Source organism: Mesorhizobium sp. M7D.F.Ca.US.005.01.1.1, assembly GCF_003952545.1.
GTDB classification, from domain to species: domain Bacteria; phylum Pseudomonadota; class Alphaproteobacteria; order Rhizobiales; family Rhizobiaceae; genus Mesorhizobium; species Mesorhizobium loti.
This window is the reverse complement of record NZ_CP034453.1, coordinates 210,041-230,607: the sequence shown is the minus strand read 5'-3', so window position 1 is coordinate 230,607 and position 20,567 is coordinate 210,041. Positions and strand designations below refer to the sequence as shown.

At 57.7% G+C, this 20,567-nt stretch carries 19 protein-coding genes; 2 read left to right on the top strand and 17 right to left on the bottom strand.

The annotated features are described in order from the left end of the window. The first annotated feature begins 1,196 nt into the window (after positions 1–1,196). A complete protein-coding gene (locus EJ076_RS01120) occupies positions 1,197–1,409 on the top strand; it encodes a cold-shock protein (RefSeq protein ID WP_008874821.1) in 213 nt (70 codons plus the stop codon). Positions 1,410–1,637: 228 nt separating this feature from the next. On the opposite strand, the gene EJ076_RS01115 is transcribed toward EJ076_RS01120, so the two are convergent. The 6 genes from EJ076_RS01115 to EJ076_RS01090 form a co-directional block, all read right to left on the bottom strand. After that, on the bottom strand, positions 1,638–2,108 hold the full coding sequence (locus EJ076_RS01115) for a MucR family transcriptional regulator (RefSeq protein WP_024505385.1): 471 nt from the start codon (positions 2,106–2,108) through the stop codon (positions 1,638–1,640). Positions 2,109–3,002: 894 nt separating this feature from the next. Then, complete coding sequence (locus EJ076_RS01110) at positions 3,003–3,545, bottom strand: tetratricopeptide repeat protein (RefSeq protein WP_082826568.1); 543 nt, start codon at positions 3,543–3,545, stop codon at positions 3,003–3,005. A 53-nt stretch (positions 3,546–3,598) separates the two neighbouring features. Further along, positions 3,599–5,662 carry a type III secretion system export apparatus subunit SctV gene (gene sctV / locus EJ076_RS01105; protein ID WP_063169272.1) on the bottom strand — a complete coding sequence of 688 codons (2,064 nt, stop codon included), beginning with the start codon at positions 5,660–5,662 and terminating at the stop codon, positions 3,599–3,601. A gap of 232 nt (positions 5,663–5,894) precedes the next feature. Then, entirely contained in the window at positions 5,895–6,785 is an 891-nt protein-coding gene (locus EJ076_RS01100) for a hypothetical protein (protein WP_024505382.1), read from the bottom strand. A gap of 117 nt (positions 6,786–6,902) precedes the next feature. After that, complete coding sequence (locus tag EJ076_RS35560) at positions 6,903–7,145, bottom strand: nodulation protein NopA (protein ID WP_224570034.1); 243 nt, start codon at positions 7,143–7,145, stop codon at positions 6,903–6,905. 71 nt (positions 7,146–7,216) lie between these two features. Further along, entirely contained in the window at positions 7,217–7,546 is a 330-nt protein-coding gene (locus tag EJ076_RS01090) for a hypothetical protein (protein ID WP_081714433.1), read from the bottom strand. A gap of 1,348 nt (positions 7,547–8,894) precedes the next feature. Here EJ076_RS01090 and EJ076_RS01085 point away from each other — a divergent pair. Then, a complete protein-coding gene (locus EJ076_RS01085; protein ID WP_224570035.1) occupies positions 8,895–11,009 on the top strand; it encodes a hypothetical protein in 2,115 nt (704 codons plus the stop codon). A gap of 525 nt (positions 11,010–11,534) precedes the next feature. Here the strand turns inward: EJ076_RS01085 and EJ076_RS01080 are convergent. The 11 genes from EJ076_RS01080 to sctJ form a co-directional block, all read right to left on the bottom strand. Further along, positions 11,535–12,338: a hypothetical protein gene (locus EJ076_RS01080; protein WP_024505378.1), complete on the bottom strand. Its 804-nt coding sequence runs from the start codon at positions 12,336–12,338 to the stop codon at positions 11,535–11,537. Between the two features lie 355 nt (positions 12,339–12,693). Beyond that, entirely contained in the window at positions 12,694–13,731 is a 1,038-nt protein-coding gene (locus EJ076_RS01075) for an EscU/YscU/HrcU family type III secretion system export apparatus switch protein (protein WP_024505377.1), read from the bottom strand. After that, on the bottom strand, positions 13,728–14,546 hold the full coding sequence (gene sctT / locus EJ076_RS01070) for a type III secretion system export apparatus subunit SctT (RefSeq protein ID WP_063169270.1): 819 nt from the start codon (positions 14,544–14,546) through the stop codon (positions 13,728–13,730). The genes EJ076_RS01075 and sctT overlap by 4 nt, the downstream gene beginning before the upstream one ends. An 8-nt stretch (positions 14,547–14,554) precedes the next feature. Beyond that, a complete protein-coding gene (locus EJ076_RS01065; RefSeq protein ID WP_024505375.1) occupies positions 14,555–14,830 on the bottom strand; it encodes an EscS/YscS/HrcS family type III secretion system export apparatus protein in 276 nt (91 codons plus the stop codon). A gap of 2 nt (positions 14,831–14,832) precedes the next feature. After that, the gene (sctR, locus tag EJ076_RS01060) at positions 14,833–15,498 is read right to left on the bottom strand and encodes a type III secretion system export apparatus subunit SctR (RefSeq protein WP_029354851.1); all 666 of its coding nucleotides are present in this window, start codon (positions 15,496–15,498) and stop codon (positions 14,833–14,835) included. Next, the gene (gene sctQ, locus EJ076_RS01055) at positions 15,491–16,519 is read right to left on the bottom strand and encodes a type III secretion system cytoplasmic ring protein SctQ (RefSeq protein WP_095769044.1); all 1,029 of its coding nucleotides are present in this window, start codon (positions 16,517–16,519) and stop codon (positions 15,491–15,493) included. Before sctQ ends, sctR begins: the two co-directional genes overlap by 8 nt. Before the next feature lie 89 nt (positions 16,520–16,608). Continuing rightward, on the bottom strand, positions 16,609–17,121 hold the full coding sequence (locus EJ076_RS01050; RefSeq protein WP_063169269.1) for a hypothetical protein: 513 nt from the start codon (positions 17,119–17,121) through the stop codon (positions 16,609–16,611). Continuing rightward, positions 17,097–18,455, bottom strand: a complete 1,359-nt coding sequence (gene sctN / locus EJ076_RS01045) for a type III secretion system ATPase SctN (RefSeq protein WP_063169268.1) — start codon at positions 18,453–18,455, stop codon at positions 17,097–17,099. Before sctN ends, EJ076_RS01050 begins: the two co-directional genes overlap by 25 nt. Beyond that, positions 18,452–19,075: a type III secretion system stator protein SctL gene (sctL, locus tag EJ076_RS01040; protein WP_024505371.1), complete on the bottom strand. Its 624-nt coding sequence runs from the start codon at positions 19,073–19,075 to the stop codon at positions 18,452–18,454. The genes sctN and sctL overlap by 4 nt, the downstream gene beginning before the upstream one ends. After that, the gene (locus EJ076_RS01035; RefSeq protein ID WP_210326671.1) at positions 19,072–19,758 is read right to left on the bottom strand and encodes a nodulation protein NolU; all 687 of its coding nucleotides are present in this window, start codon (positions 19,756–19,758) and stop codon (positions 19,072–19,074) included. The genes sctL and EJ076_RS01035 overlap by 4 nt, the downstream gene beginning before the upstream one ends. Further along, positions 19,703–20,566 (bottom strand): type III secretion inner membrane ring lipoprotein SctJ, encoded by an 864-nt coding sequence (gene sctJ, locus EJ076_RS01030; RefSeq protein ID WP_024505369.1) that lies wholly within the window; start codon positions 20,564–20,566, stop codon positions 19,703–19,705. The genes EJ076_RS01035 and sctJ overlap by 56 nt, the downstream gene beginning before the upstream one ends. Between the last annotated feature and the right edge of the window lies 1 nt (position 20,567).

Genomic DNA, 20,567 nt, shown 5'->3' with positions numbered 1-20,567 from the left:
CCTGGTATTTTGCCTTGAGGTCGGGGTTGAAGCGCAGGGCGAAGGGCCGGGCATGTAGAGGGCCTGGCGAACATTGGCCCGGCCGCCCCGGATGAAGGCGCGGCCGCTCCATTTTGCCGAGGCCGGCGAGGCTTGCGGCCTTTGGTTCCGAGTTCCGGCATGTCGATGGTGAGTGTGCAGGCGGTGGCATCCGATGCGCCATATGCTGGTCAGGATTTCGCGGCGCTGGACAGCGTCGGGATCGGCTTTCATGAGGGTAAGCATCGTCTGATCGATATCGCTGAGTTCACGTGGATCTGCTTCCAGCCACTCGTTGTTGTGGCGCCTGAGCAAGGCAAGCGGTCAAGGTCTGGCTCTGGTGCTGGCTGCGGTGCGATCCCCGCACGGGCCAGGTGCCGATCGTGTCGACGATCCACCTCGCCGCGACCAGAGAGCTGCTACTCTCTTCCGCTGTTCATTCTGGCCTCTTCGCAATGAATGTCATAAAATCACCTGTCGCAATTAATGGTTTTTGATTTGGCTCCTACAGCTGGCAGATATCGCCGAGAGTTCCGCAGAGAGCGTCGAAAGTTTTGGCCGCCTTCTTCCGCAGCCGCGCCTTGAGTTTTGAGCAGACCTGTCTTGATCGGGTTGAGATCGGGCGAGCATGGCGGCAGGATCAGGAGCCAGTGCCCCTTTGGCCAACCAGTGGGCGGCGCGTACCTTGCCGACAATCTGGGGTTCCGAACCCGACAGTTGGTTTTCAACCCGACAGTGGCCCGCCTCAGAGCAGGCTACCGCCCTTCGGAGCAGGCAGAAGCTAATCGAGGTTCGCGGGTTCCGGTTTGAATGTGCAGGTCGCTGCGCGCCTGATCTTTCGGTCTGGCGGCACATGACAAAAACTCTCATTTTGGCCGACGATACCCGGTCAGGAGCGGGTATCGCAGTCGAGAAGCGACCCGAGCACGTCCACAAGATGTGCCGAGTTTGCAAGGTGTGTCATTGTTTCTGTCAACGTTCGAGCGACAGCGCACGACGAAACGTCTGGCATACGCCTCGTCTGGCACGCGCCTCGCATATGTTGCAGTTGCTGCTGGAGATCAGGCGATCGAGTGGGCCTTGCAATTTTCCGATTTTGATGCGCCTAAAGTCTCGTGTACAAATCAGGCTGGCGTGAATGGCCTGCCTAAGTTGCGACTTATTACAAAGGAATGGATATGGCGACTGGAACGGTGAAGTGGTTCAACAGCACGAAGGGTTTTGGTTTTATTCAGCCTGACAACGGCGGTCAGGATGTCTTTGTCCACATTTCCGCTGTTGAACGAGCGGGCCTGTCGACCCTTAATGAGGGCCAGAAGATCAACTACGAGGTGGAACAGGATCGCCGCACGGGAAAGTCCTCTGCAGGCAGCCTCAGCAAGGCTGGCTAACGGTCCGGGAAAGCCTTGGCAAGGTTCGTCATCGCCGGAACGCATTGACGGCTCGAAACCCGGGCCGGAGCATGCAAGTTAATGCCGCGGCAGGGATTGCTGGAGCCATCATGAATTACTCTGGAAATGAGGCTCTTGGACGGGAAAGGCGGGGCTCATCCCCGCCCTTTGATTCCGCGCAGATTGGGCCAACGGCTGCTGCGCGTCCGAACGACTGTTGATACGGATTTAGGCTGCGACCTTCTTGCGGGTCCGTTTCGCCGGCGCCGTGGCTGGGGCTTCCGGCTCTTTCGGTTTGCGGCCGAGTCCCATGGTCTTGGCCAAGGCGGAGCGCGCAGCGGCGTAATTCGGCGCCACCATGGGATAATCCGACGGCAGACCCCATTTGGCGCGATATTCGTCTGGGGTCAGACCATAGTGCGTCGCCAGATGGCGCTTTAGCGATTTGAATTTCTTGCCGTCTTCAAGGCTAATGATGTAGTCCGGTTCGATCGACTTTTTGATCGGGACAGCAGGTTTTTTTACAGGCACAGGCTCTTCTGCCGGTATGAGTCCAGCCGTGCCGTTTAGAGCCCCGTGCACTTGGGCGATCAGGGCAGGAAGCTCCCCCGCCGGGACGGGGTTGTTGGAGACGTAGGCTGATACAACATCGGCAGTGAGCTCGATGAGGATGTCGGTCTTGTGGGGTTCTTCTGTCATAAACTTCTCCGGGCAGCTTGAAACACAGTTGGGCGAAGTGTCGCTTCATAGTGGCGGTTGCCGCTGAAAGCAAATGGATCGACGGGTGCGCTGCTCCTCCACCATTGAAGTCTCGGCGACGCATCCCGTCATCGTCCATCGCTAAAGGCAGCGTATTGAATTATGGGAGCGGTCGCGCCCGCCCCACCATAGCGATACAGCAAGACAATCAAAAAAGCCGGTCTTTGCTTGGCCCCAAATCTTTTCTCCTTTCGTGAACGCTGAGCTGCCAAGCTGCTACAGTTCACCTCGCGGGGCAACCGTGCACAACACAGGAGTTGCCCGAGCGATACATTCTTCACTTGCCGCTTATCAGCGCTGGTGATTGCACTTTGCAGCCTGCCTCCGGACCCGCAGCGCTCACGCTGTTGGTTTTGCGCCTGCAGGCGTCGGAAGTCGGATCGCCGCAGCTAATTTCCTCAGGCGGACGAATTCAACAAATCGATTGTTTGGATCGAAGGCATCCACACCATCGATGCCTCTAGAATATGATCCAGCTACAATCACCGTGCTGTAATGGCAGGGACGGCCAGCACAAGCGCGACACGATCCGGCGGGTCCATCGCTGCGTTACGTATTCATGGCTACTGCATCGGGCGCTCGGTCGACCGCCTTAAGCCAGGTCGCCGCATTGCGAGACGGTGACCGGCGAGGGAGAGGGCGCTCTGGCAACGAAGCGAGGCGGGTGGCCTTGCGGGTGGCCGCGTGATGTCATCCGGCTCTCCTGCCGATCTCTGCCGGCCAGATCTGGAGCAACTGTTTTGCATAGATATGGCTCTCTTCAGGGGGCCATCTATGATGGGAGCCGAGCGCGTGTTCGAGCCGGGGAACAGGCTGCGCATGCACTGTGCCCACCTATTGCGATCGTGCTAACCTTGGTTGTTCGGACTTGCCGTTAAAGGCAAGCGACAGATTGAAGTTATGCTGCACCATCTGATTGCCTGGCTCGTTTTCGAGAGCTCGCCGATACAGGGCCTGTGCCGCGTCATGCCGCCCCTCAATGTCCAAAATCACGCCCTTCGCATTCAATGCACGTACGTTTCCTGGGGCTGCAACCAAGACGCTGTCGAGCACCTCAACCGCTTCGTGCGGGCGCTTCTGGCCCACCAAGGCATTTGTAAGTCGTATCGCCGCATCAACATTGTCCGGGTGCTGCTTCACCTCATCCCGCAAAGCCCGCTCTTGAACATCCTGACCAACTTCGCGCAAAATGCGTTCGCGCATAGCCGGATCGATTTGATCGGCGCTGAGCAACTCGGGGGAAGATGTCTCCTGCACGGAAAGAGCCGGCTTTTGCCAGCTGGCGCAACCGCCCAAAGGCAGAATGGCGAGTACGGCAAAAAGAAGTGAGTTCCGGCGCAGAAACATAGGCGATGGAGAAACTGTATTACTATTCATGTTATCTCTCAGTTATCGGGGAGGCGCGTGGCGTTCAGTTAGGAAAGGTGGGACTACTCTAACAATCCGCTGTTCGATCCGTGCGGGAGTGTGACGGATCCTGCGGGGCGAATTGTAAAGTCGGAGGCGAGGTCTTGATAAGACAGCACGGCGAGATCAACCCCGTTTCGCGTCAGAAAGCCGCGGACGAAACGTCGGACATCCATCGACGTCAACAGAATAGGGCGGGTTTGACCCGGTTCTGCGTTCGAAAGGACCTGACGTATCTGTGATAGCATCGCTTCGCTTTGCCGATCCTCCAGTGCGAGATAGGGGCCTGCATCCGAATCTCGAACCGCGCCACGCATCACATCCTCGCTCTCGCGCTCGACGACCAGGGCGGACACGATGCCCTCCGTGTTGGCATGGCGGTGGCAGATCTGTCGCTTCAAACCAGAACGGACATATTCCGTCAGCAGGGCAACGTTCTGCTCACGCTCGCTCCATTCGGCCAATGCCTCCAACACGAGACGGGTGTGGCGGATTGGGATACCTTCCTCCAGGAGGCGGCGCAGAACATCGGCAATCCGAGGAATCGGCGTCGTGCGTAGCACCTCTTTCACAAGCTCAGAATATTCCTGCTCCATTCGGCCCAGGAAATGTCGGGTCTCTTGGATGCCCACCAATCGCGGTGCGTAGCGGGTCAACGCTGCATGGACGCGCAAGGCGAGGAGTTCGCCGGGAGCCCTATGCTCCGTGCCGGCGCCCGTAAGGGCCTTTGCAGGGGTATGTTCAACCGGGAGTCTGTCCGTTTTCGGCTCACGTCTAAGGGGGACACCGCTCGAGTCGACGTGCGCTACATCGGCTCGGAGCGCCATCTGGTTTGGATCTAAGGCGTCCTGTTCGACTGGCACGCCCTCGACATCAATTCGGAATTGCGATTCAGGCAGCTGCTCGTCAACCAAGACAGGGATGCGAGGAACGATAATGCCCAGATCGGCTGTGACCAGGAGCGAAACGCGCCCAATATGTTTTTGCAATTCGGCTTGATCGACCGCCTGCATAAGATCTGGCGCTAGAAAAAATGCGATCGGGAATTCCTTCGCAGGCGCGGCTTGCTTAGGCTCCGCTGCAGTTCCACCTTTCGCATCGGCAGTGCCGGCGCCCAGCACATCAGCCTTGACAATGCTTACCGCAGCGAACACTGCGGCCAGCATCAGAAAGACGGGGAGGGGAAACCCAGGAACGAACCCCATTACAACCAGGACGCCGGCCGCCAGTCGCAAGGCTCGAGTGCTGGCCGTGAGCTGACTGACCATTTCTGTACCGAGGTTGATCCTCGCCGTCCCAGTCACACGGGTGACGATGGTCGCCGCAGTAATGGAGAGCAGAAGGGCCGGAATCTGCGATATCAATGCATCGCCTATCGTCAGCAGAGTGTAGTGATGCAGTACCTCGCCGAAGGACATGCCCTTGGAGAGCAGGCCGATCGAAATTCCACCCAGCATGTTGATGCAGATAACCACCAGCCCGGCGATGGAATCGCCCTTCACAAATTTCATCGCGCCGTCCATCGCGCCATAGAGTTGGCTTTCCTTCTCCAATTCGGCGCGCCGCCGGCGGGATTCGTTGGCATCGATGTGGCCGTTGCGTAGCTCTGCGTCGACCGCCATTTGCTTGCCCGGCAGAGCATCCAGCGTGAAACGCGCCGCCACTTCTGCCACCCGTTCGGCACCCTTCGCGAGGACCATGAATTGCACCATGGTGACGACCAGAAATATGACGAAACCCACCACGATATTGCCTGAAATGACGAAATCGCCAAAAGTATGAATAATGCTGCCGGCCTCCCCCTCGGCCAGGATCAGTCGCGTCGTTGCGACCGTGAGCGCGAGACGGAATACAGTGGAAATCAAAATAACGCCGGGCAAAGAGGAAAAATCAAGTGGAGTACTGACATACAGGGCAACCATCATCAGCAGTATGGCCAACCCCATATTGAATCCTATCAGGGCGTCGACCACCACGACCGGGATAGGCATGACCATCATCGCGACAGCCAGAAGCAGCATCAACGCAACCATTAAATCCGGGCTGGCCGGCGCACGCTTGATGAAGTCACGCAGGACGTTGGCCATCGAGACACCTTTGCAATCGGTTGAGACTTACTCTGCTGTTACGCCATGAAACGTGGCTTTCGAACTCCGAAGGCGCCTCAGCCTTGGCCAGCGCGTGACCCTGCATGAGAGCCACAAGCAGGCGCGAAATGGCTGGGCAGCAAATGTTTCCAACGCAGCCAGCTTGTCAGCACCGAGCGCGACAGGATGTTTGGCTGGCCATAGAGTGCTGCTTGATGGGGCCTGCGAGCTTTCAATATTGGAGAGCAGCAATGCGGCCATTCCTGCTCAGCAGCACACGGCTGTCCTCAATACGTTCGACCACCCATCCATCAGCCAAAATGGCGCCGACAAAATACTTCTCGCTGTCGATGACAATATATGGTTGGACCCCATGCCACACAGCTTCGACCGCGATTGCGGATGGCGCCTTCTCCTCTTTGATGAGCACTCCGTTCACCAGTGTTAGAGTACCCTTGGTGCGACGATCGAACGATTGCTGAAGCTTCTGCCAACTGATGACCGATTCAGACGTGACGGTGCCTTCGGCGGTCACAACACCCTTTGCCGACCCAATCTTGACGTCGAGAAGACCCGCTCGATCGACTTCCTCCTGCAGCTCTTGGGCCGCTGCCTCCGTAAGTTCATTGTCAGCGCGGTGACTGATCGTTCTGGACGCGACTTCAGCCCGAAGTGAATTGGGGCTCGATCCACTTGCATTGCCAAGATAGGAGATCGTGCCTGAAAGCGCGCCGATCCCGAGTGAGCTGATTATGACCATGGCGAGCACACCGATCGGTAGGCGCGGTATGCCGGTCGAACCAGGCGGCTCTGCATCCTGCACGGACAAAGCAATGGACATCTCGCCTACGAGCAGGACGACAGGAAGGGGCACAACAACGGACTGGCCTGCGGCGATATTCCGGTTGCCCTCGATACTGAGTCCGGGTGCAAGCGCCTCCAGTTCGATCGACTTGCCAAGAAGAGTTACACGAAGGTGATGCGGTGCCAGTCCCTGCTCGACAAAGACCAAATCGGCATCGAAGCCGCTGCCGATTAAACACTTTTGAAGATCCGTCTTGCCGGTCAGACCGCAATAGTGCCCCGAACGCACTTCGAAACGGAGGGAAACGGCGTCATCCACAGAGCATCTCTCAAACAGGATAGAAGCCGCATGGCAATTGCCATGCGGCTCATTTCGGGACTACGTCGCGTCAATAAGGAGACGCGCTAGGGGGCAGTCTAAAACCCGCTTCCGACATTACGAAACGCGTTCGTCGGCGGCCTTCTTGATGGTCTGGAGATTGGTCGTTAGAGTGCGCAACTGGACACTCCTTTTCGTCGCCTCCAAGCTAACATTGGTTAGTTCCTGCACTTGCGCCTGAAAAGCAGTAGCATCAGCTCCGCTTGTATTGCCGGGAGTGCCACTGTTAGTTTTATCGGTATTGCCGGCGCTACTGGTATTGGTATTGCCTGATTTTTTATTATTATCAACTGCAGCCATGATCATTCCTTTTTCTGTTGGAGTTGTGCCGTCAATAACGGCCTGTATGACCTCACGCCGGATTTCCCGCGTCAGGCATCTTCTGTGTCATCCAAAGCTTCATCGGCCTCAGCCATCGCATCGTTCGCGAATTGGAACGCGAACGATCGCAGGATACTTTGGAAGGCTTCACTTTGTGCTGCAGACTGTGAGTTGTCTTGAAGTTGATCATTTGAAACGGTCCGGTTATCCGCCCGATCGTTCCCGCCAGCTGCCTTGCCATCATTCCCACCAGCTGGCTTGCCATCATTGCCATCAGCCGGCTTGCCATCACCAGAATGCTCGGATTTCGAATCCCCATGGCCCTTTCGGATCAAGGAAGTCCCGAGGTTGCCAACTCCACTCCCAATTGCTGCTATCATCAGGTACTCCGGCATTTGCCATTGGCGGCGACGTGTTAAAGGTTAGCCTCGATCAAGCTAAGGGCGGGAGCTTTCGAGAACCTGACGGCTTTTGACAAAAACCGGCCAGCGCAAAAACGTATGCTCTGCAGGATGTTGCTCTCGCATCGAACAGTCGACCACGATCTCGGCTGTTCGGCCAATCCCGCCGTCCACGCATGCCGCGACCGAATGGCAGCCGCAGCAGCTCGTTTGCATCCTCGATGCTGTGGTGTCGAACAGGAGACACGGTCCACGTGCTGCATGACCGCAATGACCGTATTCTTGCTGGCTCCACGGGCGCACGCAACGAGCAGGAACTCGGTCTTTGCATCACCATTCTCTCGCCTGCACATCACGGCCCGGCGCGGTGAGCTCATTGGCTTCGAGAAGGTCGGCGACCGTACGAACATGGGATGGTCTGCCGGCTTTGGGAGGCCGGTGCGGATCCTCTTCTCACCATATCGAAAGCTTGAAGCGGTCGGATTTTCTTGCCCTGTTCGTGAGAACTCCCATCGTCAGCTAATCGTCAGCCAAGCGGTCTATCTAGGCCGGCCGTGCCTGACCTTCGGATCCAAAGGTCCCGTCTCGACACTTTTTGTAACTATAGATCGAAATGGTCCGCGTGATACGCAACGCACACGCTTCTCTGAAGCAAATGTGTGACTTTGTCGGTGGCGAACGAGAGGAGTGACGCATCAATAAAATCGTCAGGCACGTGTCTAGGAAGGGGAGCTAGCCGAGTTGGTCTGATTTCATTCGCTGTTCCTGGAAATCGGCGGACTGAAGCGCTGATAATCTCAGGACATCGATGGCAACGTTGCGAAAGTCCTGTGAGCTCGGGCCAATCTTGGCCTGCTACTGAGAAGCACTTTGGCGGGAACATTACGCCGTCGCGGGTCTGGCTGACCGTGACGTTAACCGAAAGATGCCGCTGGTCTCGTCAGCCGCCAGCACAATAGCAGCACATTCTCGCCTACTACGGAGACGCAATATGAAGGGCATTGGCCGACCACGGAAATCGCAGGCTGAAACTGGAGCCAGCCGCGCGGGGCGGGCGAGCAGTTCCCTTTCGCAATCAAGTCTTGCTGCGGGAGAAGGTGGACAGTCATTCGATTCCGTTGTGGAGCAGATGCGCTCTGGGGACGCCGATAGGAGGCCCTCCTCCCTTCCAGTTGCGCGCGGTCCAGGCGATGCCCGCGAAAGTCTGCCAGGCGCCTCGATTGGCGAAGATCAAATCCTGAACACACCGCCACGTGGAGCCGCTGCGCCACCACGCGGAACCGTAGCGCCACGTGGCGCAGCCGCAAGGCGGCGCGGTTCTCCCTCCATGTCTGAGGGCGAAGCCATGGCGCCGGTCGGTAGCCAACTATCAACCGCGCAGGTGGAAGGCACCAGCTCATCGTCAAATAAAGATATCAGTCCGACACAGCTCAGAATGAACAGTCTTGTTCAACAACTGACTGATTGCGAGGCTGCGGCCAGGAAAACCGACGTCCCCGAGGAGGCGGTGGAGCTGATCAGTGGGGTCGTCGATGCAGCCTCAGCAATTCTGGAGTACCGCGCTAGCCTGCCTGCGGCTGAGGCGCAGACAATTATGCCAGACGACAAGGTGCGTAGATGTTGCCAGATCGTGTGCGACGCCGCGAATGAAGTAGACAAACTTGGCCTGTCGACGATCACGAAATTGGACAAAAAGACCAAGAAAGCGGCAGGTATGGTCGATAAACTCTACTCCTACTCCCAGGCGGACCGGCAGGAGCTGTTGATTTTAAATGTGGAGAACCACCATACGGCGGCAATTAAGTGGTGGGAAAAAAAGGCATGGCGCTCCGAACGGCAGCGATCCGCCTGCGCTGCCACCGCTAGCCTATCCAGTGGAACGCCCGTGATGCGGGAAGCCGAGCGGTGCGCACTGCGGCTGCGTGCCGGCTCGGTACTGAGTGTCAGGATCTGGCTGGTCCGTGAGCGGATCGGTCTTGCGCGGGCCAAGATTGAACTGCGGGCGAGCAGGTTCGAGCCAGATTTGAAGGAACTCCTCGTCGGTCGAAATGGAGTGGTGCAGCTGATGGCAAGCGCCGCTCAAGAAGCTCTTCGCGCCCTCTCTTTGGCGAAGGGCATAATGGATGATGGCAAAACACTCAACGCTCATGATTGCGCGGTTGTAGAAAAAATCATGGAGCGGCTTTCGGATTTTGGATTGGCGTTGCACGAGGTGCATACCAAGCTAAGCCATACCTACCCAGATGCCGGCCTCCCATTGAAACTGTTCGAACGGATCGTGGACGATGCATGGATCACTGCGCACGATGCCATGCACTTGTTGAACCTGCAGTCTCCGCCGTCAGCCATCATGGCGCCACAGGCCCAGGCGGGCGCTGCGATGCCGGCCAGGGCAGGCGCTGCGATACCGGCTGACACTGCTGGTACGGCTGCAGTGTCAGAAGGCACTACAGCGCGAAGGAAAGGGAAGTCAAAGCATAAGTCGGCAGCTCGCGCCGGGACTTCTGCCGCCGGGCAGCCATCAACACCAGTCGCTGCGAACGCCGGCACAGTGCCAGCAGCCAAGGTTCTCGCGCGCTCGGATCAAGTTGCGAGTACACAGGTGAGAGCGCAAGAGGTGGCTGCGAGTTCGTCGGGGGCAGGCTCGACAATCGGGGGCGCCGCGTTGTCAATGGAGGTATTGACGGAGCGGCTCAAACGATTGGACGAACTTTTGCAGTTCGATCTGGCCGGTCAGCAAAGCGTCGTCTCCCAAGTGCGCCAGATGAAGCCTGAGGAGGCCGGTAAGGTCGTGGACGATGTGGCCCAGTACCTGCGAGCCCAGGCCATTGAGATGCAAACCTGTCTCGCCGGGTTGCAGGGGCGTAATGTACGCCTGCTACTCACCTCCACCCAGCTACCCAAAGTGCACGAACGCACAGACCAGCTCAAAGGGTTGCTGAACATGGTGCTGGGACAGGCCAACGCATTGAATGAAGGAAAAGCCGGCATTACGACTGATTGCATGAAGACCTACGCATTTCCGGCGCAAAAATACCTGGAACATTTGTGCAATGCCGACGAATTGATGCCGCCGGAGGCACCGGTCGCGCTGCGTGGCGAGCCAGGAAAGCTGTTTGAGATGAAGCTGCAGCCCAAGATGCTGGTCAATGGTGCGATGCCGAGCCCGATGTGGGTGCACATCCACACGAGTCGCCCCGTCATGGCCAGAAACTTGGAAGGGCTGGCTGATTCCGAATTCACCGCTTGCCACGTTAAATCCAACGAACAGCGCGGCTACAATCGAGAGCGAGAGGAAGCCGATGCTAGGTCCGGTCGCGAGAAGGTCATAATTCATCGCGGCAAACTCACCCCCGCTTTCTGTAAGTCCTTGTTGACCTCAGGGCTTGGCCGCCAACCACGCCATTCGCGTGCCGAGCTCCCGTCGGCGCAGGCTGCATGACAGGGCACTCAGAATGCGGCCGGCCACGCTGTGAGTCAGCGAGCATTTCTCCTGGCCAAACCGCGAATGCCGCTGCGCGAGTTGCGGTCCGGCGATTGGAGTCGATCGGCTACCGTCAGGGCCGATTTGCGATGTCGCGTTACCGGCTGTTGACGTGGCGGCGTATCTTGCCTCCCATCCAACTTATCGCCGAGATCGCGCCGCCAAGATCGAGGCGGAAGGTCTTCCTGCGAGCGCGGAGCAGGCATAGCCGATCCGATCGGGATCGGCGCATCGCAACGACCCAACGGTGTGGTGGAGAAAATTGGATTCGGGAGAGCTCGGTTCCAAGAGGCGGAGTTCCGGCCCGAATACAATCCGCTCGCAAGCACCCACGATGCGCATCCGCAGTTTATTGTCTGGGAGATGGGCTGGATTGCTCGGCGGCGCTGGCGCTAAGGCGGGGCTGTCGCCGGACAATTAGCATTCACTGCCAACAGCCTTGCAACCGTCACCAGTTGCAAGGCTCGGCGGCGGGTCGACAAATCACATGAAATCGTCGTCGGACCCGCTATCGCTGCTGTCGCTATCCTCGGTTTTGTGGAGATAGAGTGGAGGTTTGCCTGCACGCTGCCACTCACCGGCACTGTTCTTCGTCCATTTGTCGGGATGCTGCGTAGGGTCAAGCACCAGGTCGCCATGATCCACTTCAACAAACCCCATCGTCTGCGCGCGCGCTTGTGCTTCCGGATTAGCCGCACGCCAATTCAGCAACGGTCGGTCGCCGTCTATCCGAAGTTGATGCTCCAGCAGAATATCGCCCGCATTTTCGACGAGCGGATGGGCGACTTGAAGATCCACTATGGAAGTGACCTCAGTTCGACCAGGAAATTGTTCCCGCCAACTTTCCGATTCGAACTCGTTCATGCTGAATCCGCCTTCCATTCTCAGCAGTCCGGCACTCCGGTCTCCCAATTGGTAACTGAAATATCGCGCGTGCTCCGTATCTCGACGGATGCCATATTGCTGAGCAACGTCCGCGGTGCGCCTGGCTCGTGACGATACGAACTCCGAATACTCTTGAGGATTGTCGGCGATGTGCGTGATTTCATCACCATGAAATTGCCTCACCTGTCTCCTGAAGGAAGTCCTGTTGATCTCCACCACAGGAGGTCGGGAATTGAGGGAGTATGCTTGGGGAGCCGCCGATGATGAGGCGCCGCTACCTTCCGATCCGGATAAGTGCATTCGGGCAAATGTGTCCGCGAACCCTTCGCTTCCTGCATCCGATTGCTCGCCGGCATTATGCGCGCGGTAACTATCGGATGAGCCACCAATTCGACCATACATGACGATTCGTACTCCTATGTTTCGCAACCGAGCTCAAGTTAGCACGGCTGTTCAACATAGGGCGCTTAGTTGACGACTAGCTGACGAGGGCATTCCAACGGCTGCACCAATCAAATCCGCACTGCCGGCCTCAAAACCTCGGACTGCGCCACGCACCGGCCAGCAGAGGCTGCAAGGTCATGCCCGGAGGACTTGCCGTAGTTGCTGGGTGGCAGATCCGAGGGGAGTGATTGCCCCAGGCCCGCGGTTGCGCGGTTGGCCTGACAGAGACACTGGGGCACGGATGGCCAGCCGACATTTGCCACTAGCATGGAGCCAGGTCAGTTTTGAACTGGGCAGTCGTGGACTTCCATGACTAGGCCAAGCCTGCGGCAAAGAATGCTTTCGCGACAGGCTGGAAATATTGCATAGGAACCGCGTGGCCGAGTTTTGTAGTGCCTATCAGCTGACGCGCTAAGACATGGTCATGGACGATCGTCAGGCGTAGTGCCCGCGCCTCGCTCAACACATGTGAAACGCGCTCACCTTCGGCACGGCAAACTAAGAACGGCACCCCGGTTTCACCGCGAACGTAACGCAGACCGATCAGGACCGCCCTTCCTGTTAAGACCAGCGTGGCGCGATGCACGCCAAGCGCAGGCTCGTCGGCCGCCTCCTCGCGGATGCGACGCTGTTCACCTTTCAACTCTGGCGCTCCTTGCTGATCCTTCGACTCGCGCGTCACTTCGGTATTGGTCATGCGCATTTCGCGCAGATACAACGCGCGCTGGAGCAGAAGATCGATCAGTCCGCCGACCAGCAGTGCGCCGGCGCCAATTCCCATCAGCAATTTTGTCTCCATAAAGATGAGGCCAACACAGCCCATGCCGCAGATCGGCAGAGGGACCATTGTCTTCCACATCCCGAGAAGGACAATGGAAAAGGTTGCGCTGAGAACCAATACCTTGAACATGGTCTTGCAGACTTCGACCATGGAACGAGCAGACCCCAAGCGCTTCAGCCCTTCAAAGGGGTCAATTTTCTTAAAGCTGAGCTTCATCGGCTCCAGAGAGAAGACAAATCCACCATTGGCTAGCAGGCTGGCCAAAATCACCGCGGCGACAAGGGTTCCAAGCAGCGGGCCAACAGCCGCGACTGTGAGTTGGACGAGCACAACCAATGCCTGCGGCACCGCGGTATCGAAAGGTAGGCTCTGCAACTTGGTGGCTAATAGGAGCGCTTCCCGGCATTTGTCCTCGATCACGCTGCCTCTTAGCCAAAGGTAGCCGAGCCCAGCGCAAGTCCCGACCGCGCGGACGAAATCGGAGCTACGTGGCAGCTGTCCTTTTTTGCGCGCTTCACTTAACTTCTTCGGGCTGGCGGCGTGTGTCTTCTCTTCACTTGTGTCGCTCATGGCAGCAATTTGTCGAACCACTCCAGCACGCCGTTGGCACGTGTGACCTCCAGTTTCATGCTCTCCACCAGATAGGCAGCGTAGGTGACCATGAGAACTGGAAAGACAATGTTCTTGATTGCCGGAGACAGTTGGCTCGCCTTAAATTGCGGGGCAAAGCGACGCAGCAGCATCATCGATATATCAATCAGTATCAGGAAGAACACGACAGGCCCCGAAACCAATAATGCCGTGCGCATTATGCTGTCGAGAAGCCCCAACAACTCCATTGCTCCTGGCCCGCTCAGTGTCGGGTGAAACTGATACACCGGCCAGATCAAGTAGCTGCGGTACAGGACACTGATCAAAGTTTCCAGGCCTCCTGATCCGACGAATATGGCAATCGCAGTGATCCCCAGAAAAACGCCCATCGCGGAAGCCTGACTGTTCGTCGCGGGATCGGCCGAAGCGGTCGGGCTGCTGATGCCGCGTTGGTTGTCGATAAGCTCCCCGGCAGCCTGAAGGCCCCAAAGCGGAATGCCAAGAAAAGTGCCAAGGAGTACACCGACAAAAACTTCCTTGAATCCGAGCAGGGTTAGCTGGATCAGGCGCGTATCAGGATCCAGCGCCGGCAATCCGCCGCTGACGTGTGCCAGGCATGGTAGTGCGAAGCCAACAGCCAAACAGCCCCGGATCAGCCCACTGATCTGCGAGCGTGTGAATACGGGAAAGATCAGCATGATGCCCATCGCGCGGGCTGCCCCAAGACCTGCCGCAACGACGAGTTCGAAAGCCGTCTGGATCAGAATTTGAATATCGGCCGATGGCGCGTCCATGGGGCGGACTAGTAGCTAAGTGTCATTGCGGGAAACTCGGTGAAGATCTGATCGGCTAGCTCTATGAGCGGGGCGCTTAGCACAGGAGCAAACAGCCCAATCACCGCGACAACGACCAGAAGCTTCACGGTGAGCGGCAAGCTTTCATCCTGGATCTGCGTCGCCGCCTGGAGGATGCCGATGACGAGGCCGACAACCACTGATGCAATGAGCGGCGGTAGAATCCAGATCATGAAAACCACCAGTGATTGGCTCATAAGAGTAATGATGCTGGATTCAGTGATGATCAGCCTCCCGGTAACGTATAACTCAGCACAAGCCCATGCATCAATTTTGACCAACCATCAATGGCAACAAACAAGAAGATCTTGAACGGAACAGATATAACAGTTGGTGAGACCATCGACATACCCATTGCCATCAAGATAGTTGTCACTATCAGATCTATAACAATAAAAGGCAGATAAAGTAGAAATCCTATCTCAAATCCGCGCTTCAATTCTGATAGCAAGAAAGATGGTACAAGTATTGCAAAGTCATCAGGCGTGGCTGCAGCGTGCATTTCCTCTGGCCAGACCTTTTCTGTCGAAGATAGGAAAAATCGCCGCTGCTCTTCATTTGTGAATTTCTTGAGATGCTCGCGCAAGGGCTCACTTCCGGCTTTAGCGGCGCTTACCCAGTCGTCGAATGTCTGATAGTGGAGCTTGGGATCCGACATGCGGTCATAGGTCTGCTCAGCAACGGGCGCACTAACGAACATAGTGAGGATCATCGCCGCGGCGTACAGCACCACATTGGGTGGTATGGTCTGGGTCCCGAGCGCATTGCGGACGAGGAAAAGAACAATTGATACCTTTACAAAGGCCGTTGTCGTGGCAACTGCTAAAACCAGCAGACCGAGTCCGGCGGTAACCGCAAGAAGCGCCAGGATTGTCGGCTGAGCTTCACTCATTGCATGCAAACCCGCCACGGAGCCTGATGCCCAGCTCTTCTCCGATGCGGACAATGTCGCCACGCCCGATACGCTGACCATTGGCCACTATGTCGACCGGGCCGTCGATCGGCCATCCAAGTTCAAAAATATGCCCTTCGCCGGCACTTCTTAATTCCCCAAGAGAAATAGGCCAGCGGCCGCATTCAAAGACAAGCACGATCTCGACATCGTCGAGATCCTTAGTAAGCTCCAGTTGCGATCCGGGTTGTGTCATATGCGCACTCTCCAAAGGACACGGTCGCGGGCGGAAAGGCCCCCGCAAGATTAATTCATCGCCGTCAAGATCCGCCTCGGCGCACAACTGGCCGACAGCTAGGGTGATCTGGCCGCGGCCGAACGGCGCAATATCGGGCAACAATGCATCACCGACACATGCGCTTCGAAGAAGCGCCGCAGGAAGGCGAAGCGTGCCGACCTCTCCTGCAACAATGAGCGGGAGCTCTGGAGGCAGCCCGCCCAGCTGCCGCGGCAACTGGGCAAGCAGTTCGCCTAGCGCGCGAAACGCAGGCGGTACTAAGCCGTCAAGTGGCGTGAACAGGAATAGACGGCCCTTGCCCTTGACCGCGCCGAAAATGATGTCGAGTTCAAGATGAGGAGCCAGCATCGTGGCTTCGCATACCCGCACGAGTTGCACGTTCAGACGCGTCGTCTCCTCCAGTCGAGTGACAAGCGGCTCCAGAGCGAGTTCGAGAATTAGCGAAGCAGTTGGCTCGGAAGGGAAGGCCAAGCCGTTCTGCACTGTCGTGATGAACTCCTCTACGAGCGGGCGCGACAGTGACAAGATGACCGTTTCGGCTCCCACTCTCCAGACGCAGTCAAGCATCGGAATGGCAGCAGGTTCCTGCTGCCAGACAAGCCCTGCCGTTCGCACCGATAGCGGCACCTCGTTGATCCGGCTTTGAAACGGCGTGCGCGGCGCTGCTGTATCATTGAGCCACGAGACAACCGTGTGGGACAGTTTCAGAACTGGTTCGAACATGGCGGGTGTGACCGCAGCGCCTATCAAAGACTGCACGGTCGTGTCATTCGGACGACCTCTTGCGACCGTCGGATCCGGTTGCGCGGCATTTAGGCAAGCGACCCCCTCGCATATTTCAGCAGTATCTCATCGTCGGCCTCGATCTCGGCTGCGGCCTCCGAATGAGTCTCGACGGCGCGCCGCACGTCGTCCTCGATTTGTTGCCATTTGTCCCTTGCCGCCGAACATATGACCCATAGCTCCCTCGTCCTGGACGCCGCCATCTCAGCCTCCTCTTGAGCGATTTGGGTATCATCAAGCATCTGCCGTCTGGAATTGATCTCAGCGGCAAGTTGTTCAGTGTGAAGGCGGTGACGGTCGAGCGCTGCGCTAGACAAGTTGTCGAGTGACATCAGATGCTGATAGAGCGCTGCTTCTTTTCTTGAACAATGTTGCTGTATCATTGCAAGCTCCCTAGAGGCATTTTGTACGGCTGAGGCGGCCACATCGCGCTGGGCTTCCTTCTTGGACAGCTCGCCAAGGGCACGACGCTCTTGCATTTCCTTCAGAAGCCGTATACTCGAAGACTGAATCCAGTTTACGCGGTCAGACGCGACATCCATGCGACCGTCTCCTCGAAATCTGACGCGTCATCTTCGCTCTGGCGCAGAAACTCCCTCAGTTCGTCGATTGACGCGACAGCCCGGTCAGTCAGGGGATCTCCACCTGGCTTGTATTCGCCAACATTGATCAAGAACTCGGTCTCGGCATAGCGCGACAGGAGCTCGCGGAAAATGGATGCTGCCTTGCGATGTGTCCCCGAAACGACTGCATCCATGACGCGGCTGCGACTCTGCAGCACATCAATAGCGGGGAAATGCGATCGCGCCGCAATAGCGCGTGAGAGGATGACATGGCCATCGAGAATACCACGCGATTCCTCGGCGATTGGATCACCCGTGCCATCACCCTCTACAAGCACCGTATAGAAGGCCGTGATTGAGCCCCGCTCACCCATGCCGGCGCGCTCGAGCAGGCCTGGCAGCATGCCAAAAACGGAAGGAGGAAAGCCCCGTCGCGTCGGCGGCTCACCCGCAGCAAGGCCTATTTCGCGCATAGCGCGGCAGAAGCGCGTCAGCGAATCCAGCATGAGAGCAACGCGTAGGCCTTGATCGCGGAAATATTCCGCGAGCGCAGTCGCCATTGGAGCGCATTGCGCACGCTCTACCGCCGAGCGGTCGGATGTTTCAACCACGACGACCGTACGGAGAAGGCCCTCTTCACCAAGATTCCTTTCGATGAATTCACGAACTTCCCGTCCACGTTCGCCTATGAGCGCCACTATGACGACGTCAGCGGCGGCACCCTTTACGATCTGTGACAACAGCGTCGACTTGCCACCACCTGGCTCGCCATAAATCCCGATCCGCTGGCCCTCGCCGCACGTCAGCAGACCATCGAGGACACGGACCCCAAGCGGGAATGGCCGCTCAATCATGCGCCTCGTCATCGGATTGGGGGCTCTGCCATGCAGGGGCCGAGTTTCGACGGTCTTGATTTCGCCTTTGCCGTCCAATGGGCGGCAACGACTGTCGATCACGCGACCGAGCAAATCGCCGCCGACGGGCACCTCACGCATTCGGCCAGTGGCCACGACCTCTGCGCGGCTGGATAGGCCCACCAAGTCCCCGATCGGTGTCAGCAATACACCATCACCCGACAGGCCGATCACCTCGGCCTCGAGCGACAGCCCGGTTCGCGGGTCCTCTAGGAGGCAAAGTTCCCCAATACGAGTGTCTGGCAAGACGGCATGAACCAGTGTGCCGATAGCCCGCGTGATCCGACCGCGCACCGCACGCGTGTCAATTCGCTTGGCCGCAGCCCTCAAAGACGAGATTGCTGGAACGAGAGCTCGAGTGTGGGCGTCAGCGTTATGTTCTGGGACGGGCTTTCTCATAGCTCGCCTTTCTCACAGAGCGTCCCGAAACCAAGGCGCAGCGCGCGCATCTGGGCGTCAAGTCCAAGGTCAACATTGCCGTACTCGCTCCACAGCACGCAGCGTTGCGGCGACAATGTCGGGTCGGGCTCGATCCGCACCCTTGGTCGACCATCCTGGCCGTCGCATCGAGCAAACTCTCGTGCAAGCATGTCGACTTGCATGGGAGAAACATGAAGGCAAACGTCGGCGCCGCTGTATTGACACTCTATGGCGTGACGAACAGCCCTCACCAATAGCTCGCCCGGATCGAAAGCGCCGATAAGATCGCTCAATATTTCCATCACGAGCTGCGGCAATTCCTGCTCCAGAGCCGCCTTTCGTCGCGCGATTTCGGAGATTGTCTCCGCAATCAACCCTGCCATCTCCTCGGTGCCTGCATTCGAGCCCTCCATGTGGCCGCGCGCCCACGCCCGCTGGTAAACCGCGCGTGCCCAGTTTCGAACGCGCTGCCGATGCCGTTCTGCCGCGGCAAGGGCTTGCGCGGCGCTGTGCCAGGTTTCGAGCTCGCTCGCGGGTATCAGTGGTCCGACTGGACGCATCTGCGGCGCTATTGGCCCCTCGGAAAGTTCGACTGTCATTTCACCGGGGTCTCTGTCTCAAAATGAGCTACTACAAGTGAAAGCAATTGGCCGGCGGCGGTCCAATGCTCATGTGCTGGAGTCTCCGCGGCAGTCCCCTCGGGCAATCGAAGAAGCACGCGGTTACGCTCGGTCGCTGAACTGTCCTGGAGCCAAGCTCCAAGACATGCGTGTCCATCGTATTCGATTTGCTGAGCGAGTTTTTCTGGGTCCGAGATCAGTCTTTTGTCAACAGCATGCAGCAGGTGTCGGATTCCGAATGCGTGTGCATCCACGCCGATGCGTTTAACAAGGATGGCAAGCTCAGGCTGAGAGACAAACGCGACCAGCGAACGGGCATGCCAGATACTACCAGCAAGAAGGGTCGCTCGATATGGATCATGCCCGCGTAGAAGGTCCGGCCTGCAGCCGATGTGGTTCAGATCCACGTCATCGTTGCCCAGCAATTCTGCCAGCCTTGGATGCAGTCTGGAACACTTCTGCAACTTCACTAACGTTTCGGCCGATAACGCTGGATCAAGACGCGCCGCAAGACGGGTTGGATGGGCCGAAGCCGCAAGCTCGCTCGCGCCCGGAAAGTGCGGACCATCAGGTCGGGCGGTCTGTATAGGCATTGGCAATGAGATGTCACCCACGTCCAATTGCAGGCATTCTTTTGCGAATGGCCTCGACAGCAGAAGCATCCCGGCGCCCCTCGACCTTGGAAACGCCGGTTGATTGCTTGCGCCGACGCGTAACAACGCCGATCAAGAGATAACAGGCCACGGCGAATACGGCTGCGGCAAAACCTGTTACGGTCGCCAGAAGTGGCGCAGGAAGAGGTAGTGATGCTTGTGGCAAAACAGCAGTCGGATCGGGCCGTTGCTCGTGTGCGGAACGTTCTACCGGCACCAAAACCACTTCCACCTTATCGTAGGACAGGCCTTCGATGCTGTCGGCTACAAGCATCTTTATCTTTGGCAGCAGAGCCGCGACATTTGTTTTTGCGTCGTGCCTGATAAACACCGAGGCCGAGGATGGCGTGGCACCGGCTCGCACAAGGTCGTTATGCGGCAGCACGACGTGAACACGTACAGAAAAAACGCCATCGATATCGCTGATCGTCCGCGACAACTCTTCGCTCAGGGCATACACGTAACGGGCACGCTCTTCGGTCGGCGAGGCAATCAGGCCTGATCCTTGGAATATCTCACCGAGGTTCTTGAAGGATTGGCGCGGCAGCCCCTTGGCGTTCAGAAGGTTGATTGAGAAGGCGAGCAGCTTTTCGTCAACCTGGATCGTGCTGGTTCCATCCTTGGCGACCACCCGGATCGCGGCGACCCCGTTGTCTTCAAGAAGTGCGAGCATTTCATTTGCCTCACGCTCTTGCAATTGCGTGTAGAGGTCGGCTTTGCAAGCAGTGAGGGCGACGAGAACTGGCAGCATGACAAGTCTAACCGACCGCCACCCTGACAGGCCACGCATGATTTCGCCCTCGGCCAAGCCAATCATG